A 16,082-nucleotide genomic window follows, 5' to 3' on the forward strand; every position below is an offset into this window, starting at 1 on the left:
CGTTGACTGAGCCAATGTCCGACCTGGAACTGCGGATTGCCGCCTGCCGGCAGCGCTGCACCGAGGCGCCGGCTTCGCGGGCGTTCATCCCGCTGGCCGACCTGCTTCGCCAGGCGGGCCGCACCGAAGAGGCGCTGTCCATCCTCGAGGCGGGACTGGCCAGGCATCCGCGGGCTGTCGGCGCGTTGGTGACCCTGGCGCGCTGTCTGGCCGGCGTGGGCCGGACGACGCAGGCGGCAGAAGTCGGTGGCCGGATCCTCGAACTGGACCCGGACAACCTCGTGGCGCTGGAGATCCTCGGCGAGGAGGAGCAGAGGCGCGGCGACCTGGTGGCGGCGATCGGGCACTATGAGCGCCTGGCCCAACTGGAACCCGCCGATCGCCACTGGACCACGGAACTGGGCCGGTTGCGGGAGCAGCGCCTGGCGAGCGCCGCAGCGGCCGCAGGCGACGCCGAGGGCGGTTTCGCGACGTTGACCCTGGTCAACCTGTACCTGGCGCAGGGCTACCGCCAGAAAGCCGAGACCCTGCTGCGCCGGCTGGCCGACGAGCGCCCCGGCGATGCGGTGGTGCGGGGACGACTGGCCGAACTCGTCGGGGCCGATGACGACCCTGGCGCTCCGGTGGAGCGGGCGGCGCCGCCCGCATTGCCGCGGCTCGGGCCGGGCGCCGGCGACAAGCGCGAGCAGTCGCGCGAGCAGTTCGCCATGTGGATCGAGCGCCTGAAGGCCGAGCGGGGAGCCACGCCGTGACGGCGCGCGTCCATATCCTCAATGGCCCGAATCTCTCGCGGCTGGGCCGCCGTGAGCCGCAGGTGTACGGCACCACCACCCTGGCCGAATTGTCGGGGCTGTGTGCCGGCTGGGCGGCCGCGCTCGACCTGGAACTGACCTTCGACCAGTGCGAAGGGGAGGGCGAGCTCGTCTCCTTGGTCCATCGTGCCGGCGACCAGGCCGACGGCCTGATCCTCAACGCCGGAGCCTACACCCACACCTCGGTCGCCGTGCGCGACGCGGTCACCTCGATTTCGATTCCGGTTATCGAAATCCACCTGAGCAATCCCGCTGCAAGGGAACCATTTCGCCGGCAAAACCTTCTGGAGGACGTCGTTTGCGCGGGTATCCGCGGCTTCGGCGTCGACAGCTACCGGTTGGCGCTGGAGGGGTTGGCGGCCCGCCTGCGCTCCTGAACGGGTGCCCGGGGGCGGGTTAACGAAGATTGCCTTCCCCCGGGACGCGTGTTATCAATGAACAGGTTTGGCCCCCGAAGGACTGTATCCGGGAGGGGGCCGTATCCCAACAGGTCACGAAGCGAGGACGGCAGTGGCGGATACGAGTGATTTTCGCACGGGCTTCACGTTGCGGTTCAAGGACCAGCTGTGGTCGATCGTCGATTTCCAGCACGTGAAGCCGGGCAAGGGCGGCGCCTTCGTACGCACCAAGCTCAAGAACATCAAGAACGGCAAGGTCGTCGAAGAGACCTTCCGGGCCGGCGAGAAGGTCGATGAGGTGCGCCTCGAACGGCGCGCTTTCCAGTACCTTTACCCCGACGGCGACTTCCTGGTCTTCATGAACACGGAGACCTACGAGCAGATCCAGCTGCACCGTGACGGGCTGGCTGACCTGCTTCTGTACATCAAGGAAAGCGAGATGTGCACCATCCTGCTGATGGAGGACACGCCGCTTTCGGTCGAGCCCCCGTTCACCGTGGAACTGGCCGTGAAGACCACGGATCCCGGTTTGCGCGGCGACACGGCCCAGGGCGGCTCGAAACCCGCGACCATGGAGACGGGCCTGGTCGTCCAGGTTCCCCTCTTCATCGAAGAGGGCCAGATCCTGAAGATCGACACGAGGACCGGGAAATACCTGGGTCGCGTCTGACCTTTCGCGCGCACCGGAGGCGAACGCATGGATATTGAGAAAGTCCGGGAACTGGTCAAGCTGGTCGAGCAGAGCGGTATCGAGGAACTGGAGATCATCAACAAGGACACCACGATCCGCATCCAGAAGTCGCCGGCGGCGGCGGTCGGGATGCCGGCCATGGCGCAACTGGCCCAGATGGCGCAGCCGGCCCCCGCAGCGGTGATCGCAGCGGCTCCGGTCGCGGCGCCGGCGGCGGCGCCCGTGGCGGCGGCCCCGGTCGCCGACCCGGCCCGGGCCCGCTGGAAGGAACTCCGGTCGCCCATCGTCGGCACGCTCTACCGGGCGCCGGCGCCCACGAGCCCGAATTTCGTCAACGTGGGGGACCGCGTCAGCCGCGGGCAGCCGCTTTGCATCATCGAGGCCATGAAGGTGATGAACGAGATCGAGGCGGAGATGGACGGGGTCATCCGCGAGATCCTGGTCGAGAACGGCAGCCCGGTCGAGGCCGAAGCGGTCCTGTTCCTTGTCGATCCCGACTGAGGCGAGCTGATTCCAGCCGTCCGCAAGTGATTCCCACAGGCCCGCTTCCCTCCGGAGGCGGGCCCGTTCCGTTGCCCGCCGGGCGCCCCGGGGGGTGCCCAGATCAGCGTTCAAGTCCCGGCCCGATACTGCCGAAACCACCGGTACAATCACATTTGCCGCGCGGCCCCGGGAGGCGGCGCGGCCCTCTTTGCCGGGAGCGGGCCATGATGGACATCAAGCGGATCCTCAAGGAGATGATCTCCCGGGGCGCCAGCGACCTTCACCTGAAAGTCGCGTCGCCGCCGGTCTTCCGCATCAACGGCACGCTTGTGTTCGGCGACTATGAGGCGCCCACGGTCCAGGACATGGCGGCGGTCTGCCAGCAGATCCTGGCCCCAAACCAGCGTGAACTGTTCGAGGCGACCAAGGAGATCGACTTCGCGTTCGGCGTGCCGGGCGTAGCCCGGTTCCGCGCGAACTTCTACGTGCAGAGGGGCAGCGTGGCAATGGTCTTCCGCCATGTGCCGGTCGAGATCCACACGCCGGACGACCTGCACCTGCCGCCGGTGGTCAAGGAACTCGCGATGAAGTCGCGCGGCCTGATGCTGGTGACCGGGACTGTCGGCAGCGGCAAGTCGACCACGCTGGCGTCGATCGTCGACATCATCAACCGCGAGGCGTCGCGGCACGTCATCACGATCGAGGACCCGATCGAGTTCCTGCATCGTGACCGCAAGAGCATCATCAGCCAGCGCGAAATCGGCTGTGATACGACGAGTTATGCCGATGCGTTGAAGCATGTCCTGAGGCAGGATCCCGACGTGATCCTGATCGGCGAGATCCGCGATGCCGAGTCGATGAAGATCGCGATCACGGCGGCCGACACGGGCCACCTGGTGCTCAGCACCATGCACACGATCGACGCGACCCAGACGATCAGCCGCATCATCTCGTTCTTCCCGCCGCACCAGCACCAGGAGATCCGGTACCTGCTGGCCTCGACGCTTCAGGCGGTGATCTCGCAGCGACTGGTTGCCGACGCCGATGGGCTGCGGCGCTTCCCGGCCTGCGAGATCCTGATCGCCACGGGCACGATCCGCGAGTACATCCGCGAGCCGGAGAAGACGGTGATGATCCGGCAGGCGATCCAGGAGGGCTTCATCCAGTACCAGATGCAGACCTTCGACCAGTCCCTGATGCAGCTCTACAAGGAGAACCGCATCACCATCGAGACGGCCCTGCAGGCCAGCAGCAACCCGCACGAGTTCATGCTGCGGGTCAAGGGCATCCAGGCCAGCTCGGACAACACCTGGCAGCGGTTCGAGAACAAGGACGCCGACGACGGCAAGCCGGCGATGACGCGGACCTGACCGCCTTCCCGGGCCCGGGACGTCGATCCGCAACGCAACGCCACCCCGACCCGGCCCCGCGGCCGGGTCGCCGCTTTACGGGAACCGATGCCGCGGGAGCGGGTTGCCTGCCCTTCGGCGGTTGACCCGTTTTCCCTTGCCATCGCCGCAGGCGCAGCCCAGAATGGGGCGCCCGGATCTGCCGGCGCGCCCGGGAGGGGCCGGCGTGCAGGTGTTTGTCCCCAAAGCAGGAAGTCGCGGATGTTCAAGAAGATTCTCGTGGCAAACCGGGGCGAAATCGCCCTGCGCATCATGCGCGCCTGCCGGGAGCTGGGCGTACAGAGCGTAGCCATCCATTCGACCGCCGATGCCGACTCGCTGCATGTGAAATACGCCGACGAGTCCGTGTGCGTGGGGAAGAAGACCAGCGCCGAAAGCTACCTCCGCATTCCCAATATCATCGCCGCGGCCGAGATCACCGGCGCCGAGGCCATCCACCCCGGGTACGGCTTCCTGGCCGAGAACGCCGAGTTCGCCGAGATCTGCGTCGACAACGACTTCATCTGGATCGGCCCTCCGCCCGAAGTCATCCGCAGCATGGGCGACAAGGCGACGGCGCGTACCATGGCGGTGGAGGCCGGCGTGCCCGTGGTGCCCGGCACGGGCCTGATCGATACGGTCGAGGAAGCGTCGCTGGCGGCCGAGAGGTTCGGTTTCCCGGTGATCATCAAGGCGACGGCCGGCGGCGGCGGCAAGGGCATGCGCGTGGCCTGGGACGACGCCGAGCTGCGCAAGAACTACGTCCAGGCGCGCACCGAGGCGAAGGCGGCCTTCGGCAACGACGGCGTCTACATCGAGAAATACCTGGTCACGCCGCGGCATGTCGAGATCCAGCTGATGGGCGACCACCACGGGCACATCCTGCATTTCGGCGAGCGCGATTGTTCCGTCCAGCGCCGCCACCAGAAGCTGATCGAGGAGGCGCCGTCGCCGGCCGTTTCGCCGAAACTGCGCGGCGAGATGGGCGCCGCCGCGGTGCGGCTGGCCGAGCGCGTGGGCTACCGCAGCGCCGGCACCGTGGAGTTCCTGCTCGACACCGACGGCTCGTTCTATTTCATGGAGATGAACACCCGGATCCAGGTCGAGCACGGCGTCACGGAACTGGTGACGGGCATCGACCTGATGAAGTGGATGATCCGCGTGGCGGCCGGCGATGCGTTCGATTTCGTGCAGAAGGACATCGCCGTCAAGGGCCATGCCATCGAGTGCCGCATCAATGCCGAGAATCCCGAACGCGACTTCATGCCGTGCCCGGGGCGCGTCTTCTACTACCATGCGCCGGGCGGGCCGGGAGTGCGTGTGGACACGCACATCTATTCGGACTACCTCGTCCCGCCGCACTACGATTCGCTGCTGGCGAAGATCATGACCCATGGCAAGAACCGCGAGGAAGCGATCGCACGGATGCGCCGCGCCCTGAGCGAGTGTGTATTCGAGGGGATTCCCACGAGCACCCCGTTCCACATCGAGGTGCTGGAGAATCCGGTCTTCCTGCAGGGGAAGGCGACGACCCGCTTCCTGGAAGAGGAACTGACCCATCTCCAGGAGGGACTGCGTGGCCGGGCGAAGTCGGAAGAAGGCTAGCGGCGGGGACACACCCTGGTACCGTGCGCCGTGGCTCGCGGGTGTGATCCTGATCGCCTGCGGTGTCTACGGCGGCCTCGCGCTCACCGGCGACCCGGGACCGTGGACGGGTCTCATCTACGGCCGCACCCCTGACCAGGTCTTTCCCGACGGCAACCCCGGCGGACCCGTGGGCTCCCTGCTCAACGTGACGGGCCGACTCGGCTTCGGTGCCCTGTGGTGCTGGGCCGTGCCGCTGTTCCTGGTCGCCTTCGGCATCGCCTCGCTGGCCAACCGCGTGGAACGTCCGCGCGCCTGGCTGTGGCGCACCCTGCCCCTGTGGCTGGTGACCGCCACCTGGATGGGTCAGCCCGGGTGGCCGCTCGGCACGCCCGGCGCCGCCAACTGGGGCGGCGCCGCGGGCTTCCACCTGGCCGGGGTTTTCCACAGGTTTTTCGGCGAGGGCGGCGGGCGCATCATCCTGACCACGGGGCTCGTCGTGGCGGCCGGTGCCGTGGCCGGGCGCCGGCTGGCCCTGTTGGGCGTGATCGGGCGCCCGCTGGTCCGTGCGTTCGCGGCACTGGGTGGCCAGCTGGGTCGCTCACTGCGTCGATTGTTCGGTAGTCTGGGACCGGGCGTCGTCGGTGCACTGGCGTCGATGTGGGCCGCGCGGCCGCGGCGGGCCCTTGCGGACGGCACCGGTGACGCAGTAGAGGGCACGGCAACGACTCCAGCTTCGACCGCCCTGGCCGCCGCAAAGGCCGCCCGTGAACGGGTCGTACACAACGCTCCGGTTCCGGCGGCTGACGAGGTCGATGAGTTCGACGACGAGGAAGATGAGGAAGGCGAGTGGGACGACGAGGAATCCCTCGAACTGCCCGGCGCCGACGGCGAGGAAATGCCGGACGCCGCGCCGGTCGCGCGCGCGGCGAAACCGGCCCGTGCCGTTCGCAAGGCCCCTCGCGGGCCGGTCCGCATGCCGGGCCTCGAACTGCTGACCCCGGCGGGGCCCGAAGGCCAGCCGGTCGCGGCCACCGAACTCGACGCGGCCGCCGACCTGCTCGAGGCCACGCTGCGCTCGTTCGGCGTGGAGGGTGAGGTCAAGGATGTCCGGCCCGGCCCCGTGGTGACGACCTACGAGTACCAGCCCGGACCCGGCATCCGCGTCAACCAGATCGTGCAGCGCACGGATGACCTGGCGCTGGCGATGCGCGCCCGCTCGATCCGCATGGAAGCGCCCATCCCCGGCAAGGCGGCCGTCGGCATCGAGATCCCCAATCCGACGGCGCGGATGGTGCGCCTGCGCGAAGTGCTGGAACTGACGGCGAACCAGACGCGGGAGCCGCTCTCGGTGATCCTCGGCAAGGATGTCGTGGGGCGGCCCGTGGGCATCGACATCGCCTCGTTGCCGCACCTGCTCGTCGCCGGCTCGACCGGCAGCGGCAAGTCGGTCTGCCTGAACGCGCTGATCTGCAACCTGCTCCTGCGCAACGACCCGTCACGGCTGCGCATGGTGCTGGTCGATCCCAAGATGCTCGAGATGAACGTCTACAACGGGATCCCGCACCTGCTGCTGCCGGTGGTCACCGACCCGCGCGAGGCGCTGAAGGCCATGCAGTGGCTGGTGGCGCAGATGGAACTCAGGTACCGGCAGCTGGCCAGGTGCTCGGTGCGGAACATCAAGCAGTACAACGACAAGGTCGAGCGCGGCGAGATCACCGATGTGCAGGGGCAGAAGGTCACCGACCCGATGCCGTACTTCCTCTGCATCGTCGACGAGCTGGCCGACCTGATGATGCAGCTCGGCAACGATTTCGAGGGCCCGATCACCCGCCTGGCCCAGAAGGCGCGCGCCGTGGGCATCCACCTGGTGCTGGCGACTCAGCGACCGAGCGTCGATGTGCTGACCGGCGTCATCAAGGCGAAGATTCCCTGCCGCATCGCCTTCCGGGTGATCCAGAAGAACGACTCGCGTACGATCCTCGACATGAACGGCGCCGAGGCGCTGCTGGGCCACGGCGACATGCTCTACCTGCAGCCGGGTCGCGCCCTGCCGGTCCGCGTGCACGGGGCCTTCATCGACGTCGACGAGTGCGACGCCGTCGCGGCGCACTGGCGGCAGTACGCCGGCACCACCGAGGAGATCAGCCTGGTGGAAGAGGGCGCCGCCGCCGGCGAGCACACGGGCGAGGACGACCTGTTCGAGGACGCCAGGCGCATCGTCGTGCTGCACCAGAGCGGTTCGACGTCATTGCTCCAGCGGCGCCTGCGCATCGGCTACACGCGCGCCGGGCGCCTGATGGACATGCTCGAGGAAGCAGGCATTGTCGGGCCGTTCACCGGCAGCAAGGCCCGCGACGTGCTGATCAAACCGGAAGACCTGCCCATGGCAGAGGAGGGCAGGGCCTGATGCGCAAGGTGTGGTGCTCGACGCTCGGCTGCGACAAGAACCTGGTCGACTCCGAGGCCCTGCTCGGGCACTTCGCGCGTCGCGGTGCCGCGATCGTGCGCGAGCCCGAGGATGCCGACATCTGGGTGCTGAACACCTGCGGCTTCATCGACGCCGCCCGCGGCGACAGTGAGCGTGCCCTGCGCGAAATGTGCGAAGCCAAGGAGGATCGCTTCCTGGCTGTCTGCGGCTGCTGGTCGCAGGAACACGGCGACATGATCCGCGAGCGGTTCCCGGATGTCGACGTGGTGGCCGGCGTGGGCCAGTTCGCGAACGTCGTGGCGGCCTGCCTGGGCGAGGAGCCGCCGGCGCGCGTCCTGGCGCCCGACTTTCCGCTGGCGGGGCCCGCGACATCCGCTGGCTTGATCTCGCGGCCCGAGGCGGCGCCCTACGGCGGGCTGGTCGACCGACCGCTCCTGACGCCCTCGCACGTGGCCTTCGTCAAGATCGGCGAAGGATGCAATTGCCACTGCACCTTCTGCCGCATCCCGTTGATCCGCGGGCCGCAACGCAGCCGCCCGGTGTCCGAGATCGTGGAAGAGGTGCGGGGACTGGCCGGGCGCGGCGTGCGCGAGATCCAGATCGTCTCGCAGAACACGACCGACTTCGGGCGCGAGACGGGCGAGACGTTGCTGCAGCTGGTCACCGCGCTGTCGGGCGTCGACGATCTCCGCTGGATCCGGCTGCTCTACCTCTATTCGGGACTGGTCTCGGCGGACGACCTGCGTCGGTTGCTCGACCTGCCCAAGGTGGCGCCGTACCTGGACCTGCCCATCCAGCACGCCTCGCCGCGCCTGTTGAAGGCGATGAAGCGGCCGGGCGGGGAGAAGTCGTCACCGGCCTTCTTCCGCAAGCTGCGCGAGGGCCGCGAGGAACTGGTCCTGCGCACGACCGTCCTGCTCGGTTTCCCGGGTGAGGAGGACGAGGATGTCGAGCAGCTGGCGGACTTCCTGGCCGAGGTCTCGTTCGACCACGTGGGCACGCACCATTTCTCGCCGGAGTCCGGGACGCCGGCGGCGCGCATGGACGAACAGGTCTCACCCGAGGTGGTCCTCGACCGCGAGGCCCTGATCACCGACGTGCAGGCGGGCATCTCCCTGGAGCGACAGGAGGGCCGGCTCGGACAGGTGTTCGACGTCGTCATCGACGAGGTCGTGGAACCGGGGGAGCGGGGCGATTCGGGCGTCGACGAGCTGGCGGCCGACCTGGCGGATGGCCAATGGCTGGGCAAACGGGAACGCCGCGACTTCGACGGTGTTGTCGGGTCGGCTGTTTCCCTCGCGGTGGGGCGGAGCTATCATTTCGGCTACGATCTCGACGGTTGCGTGCTGCTGGCGGCGCCTGGTGCCCGCCCGGGTGAGATCGTGAAGGCTCGCTTTGCGGCCGTGACGCCGTTCGATGTCTGGGGCGAGAAGGCCTGAAGCAGGCCGGTTGATGCGGTTGGCGGAACAATGACGGGCTGGGCGCGAACGCGCCCGTAGCGAAGAGGGGTACCGTGGACAAGCGCTGGCTGAAGGCAATGGGATGGGTCCTCACCCTGGCGGCGACGGCACCGGCAGCGCGTGCGGCGACACCGGTCCTGCCGGCGACGGGCCCGTCAGGGCTCGGCGGCGCGGCCGTCGCCGATTCGCTGCGGACGAACCTGTGGCTGGTCGAGGCCCTGATGGGCGAGATCGTAGCCGAGGCCGTCGGAGCGTTGCCGCCGGCCCCGGCGCGTGTGCTGCTGGCGGGACGCGCGGCGCCGACGGACGTTTCGGGCGAGCTCCTGCGCATCGTGTCGGCGCGCGTGCTCAAGGAACGTGGCTACGAGGTGCTCGTGGCGCAGCCGGACAGCGTGCGGGCCCTGGTCGCCGCGCCCGACTATACGGCCGAGTTGACGGCCACGCAGGTTGCGCTGACCTACCCCGACGTCGGCCGCACGCTGGGACTGTGGCGCAGCTGGGTCGATCGTGACCTGGTCGTGGTCGTCACGGCCCAGATCACCGAGAACAGCACCGGGCGCCTGCTGCTCGCTGAACGCATGGCGCGTCATTTCACCGACCGCGTGACGAACGACGAGTTCCCGGTGGTGAACTCGACGCTGTACCCGTTCACGAGTGCGGCGCCGGGCGAGAGCGGCTGGCAACGCCGGCTTGAGGAATTCGCGGTGCTCGGCACGCTGGCCGGGCTCGTGGCCGTCTATTTCGCGAACACGGGAGACTGACGTGAAGGCATCGCAGAGGGTGCCGGCCAGAAGCCGGATCCGGTTCGCATTCATGGCGGCGGTTGCGTTGGGGCTGTTCATCGGCGGCTGCGCCGGCGGGAATCCGCACCCGCCCGCCACGCTGGACCGCGCCGACTATTTCGCGGCCAAGGGCAACCGGCTGGAAGCGGTCGCTGCCTATGAAGCCTTCGTGCGGCACAATCCGACGGACTCGCTGGCGGCCGAAGCCCAGTTCCGCAAGGCCATGATCTACATGGACCTCGAGGAATACCCGCTGGCCGCGGTCGAATTCCAGATCCTGCGCAAGGACTTCCCGACCAGCAACCGGGTCGAGGAGGCGCAGTACCAGGAAGGCCTGGCCTACCTGCGCCAGGTCGGCGATGTGGAACGTGACGCCAGCGGCGCGCTGGAGGCTCGGGCCCATTTCGAGCGCTTCCTGGTGGCGTATCCCGAGTCGACGCGCCGGACCGCGGTCACGGCCGAACTGGCCGGGATCAGCGACCTGCTGGTGCAGAAGCGGCTGGCGCAGGTACAGGTCTTCCGGCAACTCGGGCGCTGGCAAGCCGTGGCAACGGTGCTGGACGGCGTGCTTGAGGATGAACCCGGCAGTGCGCTTGTCCCGGACGTGCTGTGGGAGCGGGCGCGCGCTGCCGAAAAGCTCGACGACACGGCCGGCGCCACGCGTTTCTACTCGCGGCTGGCCGGCGACTTCCCGCAGAGCCGGCACGCCGGCGGCGCCACCGAGGCGGCCGCGCGGCTGAAGGCCGGCGCCGGGTCGTGATCCGCGCCCTGCTGGGTGGCAGTTTCGACCCGGTGCACACGGGCCATGTCGCGATGGTCGCGCACATCTTCGAGCACGGCCTGGCCGACCACGTGACCTTGGTTCCCAATTGGCGCTCTCCCTGGCGCGAAGCGACCGGCGCATCGCCGACCGACCGCCTCGCGATGTGCCGACTGGCGTTCGCCGGGCACGCCGGCGTGACGATCGATGACCGGGAAGTCGCCGCCGGCCGCCCCGTCTACACGGTCGAGACACTGACCTCTCTTTGCGCCGAGTACCCCGCGGACCGCTGGCGGCTCGTCGTAGGCGCCGACCATCTCGCGACGTTCAACGCCTGGCGTGAACCCGAACGCATCCTGGGCCTGGTCGAGCTGGTCGTGCTGGCGCGCGCCGGAGTCGCCGGGAATTCCCCGGGCTTGTGCGGGCCCGGGCTGCCGCGGGAACGGATCGTCCTGGCTCCGCCGTTCGACCACCCGGTGTCCGCCAGCGCCGTTCGTGCTATGTTGGCGGCCGGCGCCGGCGCTTTCGCCCCTGTGCCGGCGGCCGTCGCCGCCTATATCGATGCGCACCGCCTGTATCGCGTCGACTGACGGGATTCCCGCACCCATCCCGCGAAAGGTCAGGCCCTTGTCGCTCATACTCGTTGACGGTTCCGCACTCGTCTACCGGGCGCACTACGCCTTTGCCGCGCGCCCGTTGACCGCGCCCTCGGGTGAAGTCACTTCTGTGGCCTTCGGCTTCTGCCATTCGGTGCTCTCGCTCGTGGAGTCGCGGCGCCCCGAGCGGCTGGCCGTCGTCTTCGATCGCAAGGGCCCCAATTTTCGCCACGTGATGTATCCCGAGTACAAGGCCCATCGCAAGCCGATGCCGCCCGAGCTGGCCGAGCAGCTCCCGCGCCTGCACGAACTGCTGGCGGCCTGGGGCGTGCCCGTGCTGGGAGAGGACGGCGTCGAGGCCGACGACGTGATGGCCACGGTTGCGGCGCGCGCGGCCGCACGCGGCGAACAGGCCTGGCTGTACAGCGGAGACAAGGACTTCCTGCAGCTGCTGGGCGAACACGTCGGGATCCTGAAGCCGGGGAAGCATGGCGACGAAGTCTCGGAAGTGACGGCCGACACGGTGCGGCGCGACTTCGGTCTGGAACCGGCGGCGCTCGTCGATGTGTTCGCGCTGTCGGGCGACAAGGCCGACAATATCCCGGGTGCCCCCGGCGTCGGCGACAAGACGGCGCTCAAGCTGATCCAGGAATTCGGCACGCTCGAGAACCTCTTCGACCGGCTCGAATCCAGCACGCTGACACCGCGACTCAAGCGCGTGATCGGCGAGAACCGCGAGCTGGTCCTGCTGTCGCGCGACCTGTTCCGCATCCGGCGCGATGTTCCGGTCGAGCTCGACTGGGAGCGGTTGGACACCGTTCTGCCGGTCTCGGCTCCCGCGCAGGAACTGCTCGGCCAGCTGGGGCTCCGTCGTGTGCAGACGCTGGCCGGCAAACTGGCGGCCGCTGCACCTAAGGCCGCATCGACAGCGGCAGCCGAACCGGGCCAATCCGACGCGCCGCGCCGGCGACGGGCTCCGGAAGCCGCAGGGACACCGACACAGCCGGCGCCGGATGAATCCGGCTGGCGGGAACGCTGCGCCGCGCTGGGCTACGTCCGGCTGGCCGACGACGAGTCCCTGGCTGCCTGGCTGGCGCGGCTCGATCCGCAGGCGGCCCTGGCCGTCGACACCGAGACCGACAGCCTGCGCGCGGAGAGCTGCCGCCTTGTCGGCATCAGCCTCGCAGGGGCGGCCCGCGACGGGAGTCCGTTGCCGCCGGCCTACATCCCGGTGCGCTGGCGCGACAGCGAGCCCGGGCCGGCCGCCGAAGGCTCGTTGTTCCCGGCCGGCCGTGAGCACGACCGCCTGCAGGCCGTCGCGGCGCTGCTGGCGCCGGTCCTGGCTTCGGATTGCCTCAAGGTGGGCCAGAACCTGAAGTACGACGAGTGGGTCCTGGTTCGGCACGGCCTGCCGCTGGACGGCCCGCGCTTCGACACGATGCTTGCCTCGTACGTGCTGGATCCCGGTCGACGTTCCCATGGGCTCGATGACCTGGTCGGGGACTTTCTCGAGCACCGCATGATGCCGTACGACGAGCTGTTCGAGCGCGGGGATCGCCGGCGCGACATCCTGTCTGTGGATCCCTGGCGTCTGGCTCAGTATGCAGCGGAGGACGCCGACTACACGCTGCGCCTGCACGCCTTCCTGTCGCCACTCCTTGACGAGACCGGCCTCAGGGAACTGTTCGCCGGGCTGGAGATGCCGGTGTCGGCGGTGCTGTTGCGGATGGAGCGCAACGGCATCCGCCTGGATCGTGCGTTTCTCGGGACGTTGCGCCGCCGCTTCGAACAGGAACTGACCGAGCTCCAGAAGCGCATCGTCGCGCTGGCCGGCCAGGACTTCAACGTCAACAGCTCGCAGCAGCTGGCCGTGATCCTGTTCGAGAAGCTGAAGCTGACCCCGATCAAGAAGACGTCCACCGGCTGGAGCACCGATGTGTCGGTGCTGTCGGTGCTGGCCGAGGAGCACGAACTCCCGGCGGCCATCCTGGAGTACAGGCAGGTGGCCAAGCTCCAGAGCACCTATGTCGAGACGTTGCCCCTGCTGGCCGATGAAACGACGGGGCTCGTCCACACCTCGTACAACCAGGCCGTGGCCGCCACGGGGCGGTTGTCGAGTTCGGACCCGAACCTGCAGAACATCCCGATCCGCACCGACCTGGGCCGCCAGATAAGGCGCGCGTTCGTGCCGCGCGCCGCCGACAATGTGTTCCTGTCCGCCGACTACTCGCAGGTCGAACTGCGCCTGCTGGCGCACCTGGCGGACGACCCGGGACTCCAGGCCGCGTTCCGCGACGGCGCCGACGTGCACCGGCGCACGGCTGCGCTCATCAACGGCATAGCCGAGGACCAGGTCACTTCCGAGATGCGCAGCCGCGCCAAGGCGATCAACTTCGGGGTCATCTACGGCATGGGCGCACGGGCCCTTGCGCGACAGACGGGCGTCCCGGTCAAGGAGGCGACCGCATTCATCGACCGCTACTTCGCCACCTATCCCGGCGTGCGTGCCTTCATCGAGACCACGCGCGAATCGGCGCGCCGTAACGGCTGGGTCTCGACGATGCTGGGACGTCGCCGGCTGCTGCCGGACATCACGTCGGCGGACAACCGCACGCGCGCCTTCCAGGAGCGGGTGGCTGTGAACACGCCCATCCAGGGCACGGCCGCGGACCTGATCAAGCTGGCGATGCTGCGGATCCAGGCCGCGCTCGACGCCGGCGACAGCGGCGCGCTCCTGCTCCTGCAGGTGCACGATGAACTGGTGCTGGAAGTGCCCCGCGCAAGCGTGGAGGCGGTGACCGCGCTGGTCCGTGACGGCATGGAGGGTGCGCTGTCCCTGAAGGTGCCGCTGGTCGTGGACATCCACACCGGCTCGAACTGGGCGGAGGCGCACGGGTGAGGCGCTGGGTCGTCACGGGCCCGACGGGAGCCGGCAAGTCGGCGGTCACGGCCCTGCTGGCGGCCCGCGGCGCCGCCGTGCTCGACGGGGATCGCCTGGGCCACGAGGTGCTGGCGTTGCCGACTGTCGTGGCCGCGATCGCCGACCGCTTCGGCGCGGGCTGCGTGCGCGACGGCGCCGTCGATCGCGCGGCCCTGGGAAGGCGCGTGTTCGGCGGGCCGGCCGAACTCGCGGCGCTGGACGGCATCACCCACGGTCCGTTGTGCGAGGCGATGGAAACAGGGCTGGCGCGGCTGGCTGCGGCGGGGCATGCTCTTGCCGTCCTCGAAGCGGCCGTGTATTTTCGGCTGCCGGCCCCGCCGCGCACCGACCTGGTCATCGCGGTCGTCGCCGAACCCGGGCTGAGGGCGGAGCGGCTGGCTGCACGGGCGGGCCTGACGCCTGCGGAAGCACTGGCGCGCGTGGGCGCGCTGTCCCACCTGGACCGAGACTGGTCCCGTGCCGACCTGACGATCCACAACAACGGGGGACCGGCCGAACTGGCCGCGGCGGTGGACCGCCTGTGGACCGACCACGCCCCCTGAACCACCGGCGCCCCGGCGCCGGGAAGGAGCCGCCCCGTGAAGGAGATCGTCGACCGCCTGGACGCCGCGCTGGCCCGCCTGGCCACCCTCAAGGAGGGGCTTTGACTTCGACCGCCTGCAGTCCGAGCTGAGGGAGCTCGAGGCGAAGCAGGCCGCGCCCGGCTTCTGGAACGACCAGGAGGAGGTCGGCCGCGTCGTCGGCCGCATTCGCACGCTGAAGCAGTGGACGGCGCCGATGATGGCCGCCATGGCGCGGGCCGAGGATCTGCAGGTATTCGTCGAGCTGGCCGCCGAGGCCGGCGACGAGGAGACGGTGGCCGAGGTCGGCGCCGGCGTCACCGAACTCGAGAAGGCCGTCGAGAAGATCGACTTCCAGTTCCTGCTCAGCGGCGAGGCCGACGAGCGCGGGGCCGTGCTGGAGATCCACCCCGGCGCGGGCGGCACCGAGAGCCAGGACTGGGCGCAGATGCTGCTGCGCATGTATACACGCTACATCGAGGCTTCCGGCTGGAAATCGCAGACGCTGGACCTGCAGGCGGGCGAGGAAGCCGGGATCAAGACGGCGGTGATCGAGATCGACGCCCCGTTCGCGTTCGGGTACCTGAAATCGGAGACCGGTGTGCACCGGCTCGTGCGCATTTCGCCGTTCGACGCTCAGAAGCGGCGGCATACCTCGTTCGCCTCGGTCTTCGTCTATCCGCTGGTCGAGGACGATATTTCCGTCGAGATCGATCCGGGCGACCTGCGCGTGGACACCTACCGCGCCCAGGGGGCCGGTGGCCAGCACGTGAACAAGACGGACAGCGCCATCCGCATCACCCACGAGCCCACGGGCATCGTGGTCTCGTGCCAGAGCGAGCGCAGCCAGCACCGCAATCGCGAGAGCGCGATGACGATGCTCAAGGCCAAGCTGTACGCGCGGGCGATGGAGGAGCGGCAGCGCGAGAAGGACGCCGTCGAGGCGACGAAGATGGATATCGCCTGGGGCAGCCAGATCCGTTCCTATGTCCTTCAGCCCTACACCAAGGTGAAGGACCACCGGACCGACTTCGAGACGGGCAATTCGACCGGCGTGCTGGACGGCGACCTGGACGGTTTCATCGACGCGTTCCTGCGCTGGCAGGGATCCCGCAACCGCTGAGCGTGACATCGGATCAACGGGCGCGCGGCGAGCCGCAGCGCCGGGAGGAAGCCTTGAGCGATCGCGACGAGAC

At 68.9% G+C, this 16,082-nt stretch carries 14 protein-coding genes; all 14 read left to right on the plus strand.

Features of this window, described 5'->3' with window-relative positions:
* The first annotated feature begins 2 nt into the window (after positions 1-2).
* The 14 genes from IPG61_00290 (at position 3) to prfB (ending at position 16,009) form a co-directional block, all read left to right on the plus strand.
* Positions 3-752, plus strand: a complete 750-nt coding sequence (locus tag IPG61_00290) for a tetratricopeptide repeat protein (protein ID MBK6732544.1) — start codon at positions 3-5, stop codon at positions 750-752.
* Positions 749-1,189 (plus strand): 3-dehydroquinate dehydratase, encoded by a 441-nt coding sequence (locus IPG61_00295; protein MBK6732545.1) that lies wholly within the window; start codon positions 749-751, stop codon positions 1,187-1,189. The genes IPG61_00290 and IPG61_00295 overlap by 4 nt, the downstream gene beginning before the upstream one ends.
* A 133-nt stretch (positions 1,190-1,322) precedes the next feature.
* Complete coding sequence (efp, locus tag IPG61_00300) at positions 1,323-1,880, plus strand: elongation factor P (protein ID MBK6732546.1); 558 nt, start codon at positions 1,323-1,325, stop codon at positions 1,878-1,880.
* Positions 1,881-1,907: 27 nt separating this feature from the next.
* Complete coding sequence (locus IPG61_00305; GenBank protein ID MBK6732547.1) at positions 1,908-2,402, plus strand: acetyl-CoA carboxylase biotin carboxyl carrier protein; 495 nt, start codon at positions 1,908-1,910, stop codon at positions 2,400-2,402.
* A 209-nt stretch (positions 2,403-2,611) separates the two neighbouring features.
* Positions 2,612-3,754, plus strand: a complete 1,143-nt coding sequence (locus tag IPG61_00310; GenBank protein MBK6732548.1) for a type IV pilus twitching motility protein PilT — start codon at positions 2,612-2,614, stop codon at positions 3,752-3,754.
* A 240-nt stretch (positions 3,755-3,994) separates the two neighbouring features.
* Complete coding sequence (gene accC, locus IPG61_00315; GenBank protein MBK6732549.1) at positions 3,995-5,377, plus strand: acetyl-CoA carboxylase biotin carboxylase subunit; 1,383 nt, start codon at positions 3,995-3,997, stop codon at positions 5,375-5,377.
* Entirely contained in the window at positions 5,349-7,766 is a 2,418-nt protein-coding gene (locus IPG61_00320) for a DNA translocase FtsK (protein ID MBK6732550.1), read from the plus strand. The genes accC and IPG61_00320 overlap by 29 nt, the downstream gene beginning before the upstream one ends.
* Entirely contained in the window at positions 7,766-9,226 is a 1,461-nt protein-coding gene (locus IPG61_00325) for a MiaB/RimO family radical SAM methylthiotransferase (protein MBK6732551.1), read from the plus strand. Before IPG61_00320 ends, IPG61_00325 begins: the two co-directional genes overlap by 1 nt.
* 74 nt (positions 9,227-9,300) lie before the next feature.
* Positions 9,301-10,008, plus strand: a complete 708-nt coding sequence (locus IPG61_00330; GenBank protein MBK6732552.1) for a hypothetical protein — start codon at positions 9,301-9,303, stop codon at positions 10,006-10,008.
* Position 10,009: 1 nt separating this feature from the next.
* The gene (gene bamD, locus IPG61_00335) at positions 10,010-10,789 is read left to right on the plus strand and encodes an outer membrane protein assembly factor BamD (protein MBK6732553.1); all 780 of its coding nucleotides are present in this window, start codon (positions 10,010-10,012) and stop codon (positions 10,787-10,789) included.
* Positions 10,786-11,379 (plus strand): nicotinate (nicotinamide) nucleotide adenylyltransferase, encoded by a 594-nt coding sequence (gene nadD / locus IPG61_00340; GenBank protein MBK6732554.1) that lies wholly within the window; start codon positions 10,786-10,788, stop codon positions 11,377-11,379. Before bamD ends, nadD begins: the two co-directional genes overlap by 4 nt.
* Positions 11,380-11,416: 37 nt before the next feature.
* The gene (polA, locus tag IPG61_00345) at positions 11,417-14,284 is read left to right on the plus strand and encodes a DNA polymerase I (protein ID MBK6732555.1); all 2,868 of its coding nucleotides are present in this window, start codon (positions 11,417-11,419) and stop codon (positions 14,282-14,284) included.
* Positions 14,281-14,868, plus strand: a complete 588-nt coding sequence (gene coaE, locus IPG61_00350) for a dephospho-CoA kinase (protein ID MBK6732556.1) — start codon at positions 14,281-14,283, stop codon at positions 14,866-14,868. The genes polA and coaE overlap by 4 nt, the downstream gene beginning before the upstream one ends.
* A 36-nt stretch (positions 14,869-14,904) precedes the next feature.
* A protein-coding gene (gene prfB, locus IPG61_00355; protein MBK6732557.1) for a peptide chain release factor 2 occupies positions 14,905-16,009 on the plus strand; the annotation gives its coding sequence in 2 pieces (ribosomal slippage) (positions 14,905-14,970 and positions 14,972-16,009; 1,104 coding nt in all).
* Positions 16,010-16,082 lie beyond the last annotated feature (73 nt).

It is taken from the genome of bacterium (genome assembly GCA_016703265.1).
In the GTDB taxonomy this organism is placed as follows: Bacteria; Krumholzibacteriota; Krumholzibacteriia; order LZORAL124-64-63; family LZORAL124-64-63; genus CAINDZ01.

What these genes read in the sequence shown, in the direction of transcription:
- IPG61_00305 (MBK6732547.1), top strand. Translation starts at nt 1,908, where the DNA reads ATGGATATTGAGAAAGTCCGGGAACTGGTCAAGCTGGTCGAGCAGAGC.
- IPG61_00310 (MBK6732548.1), top strand. Translation starts at nt 2,612, where the DNA reads ATGGACATCAAGCGGATCCTCAAGGAGATGATCTCCCGGGGCGCCAGC.
- accC (MBK6732549.1), top strand. Translation starts at nt 3,995, where the DNA reads ATGTTCAAGAAGATTCTCGTGGCAAACCGGGGCGAAATCGCCCTGCGC.
- IPG61_00325 (MBK6732551.1), top strand. Translation starts at nt 7,766, where the DNA reads ATGCGCAAGGTGTGGTGCTCGACGCTCGGCTGCGACAAGAACCTGGTC.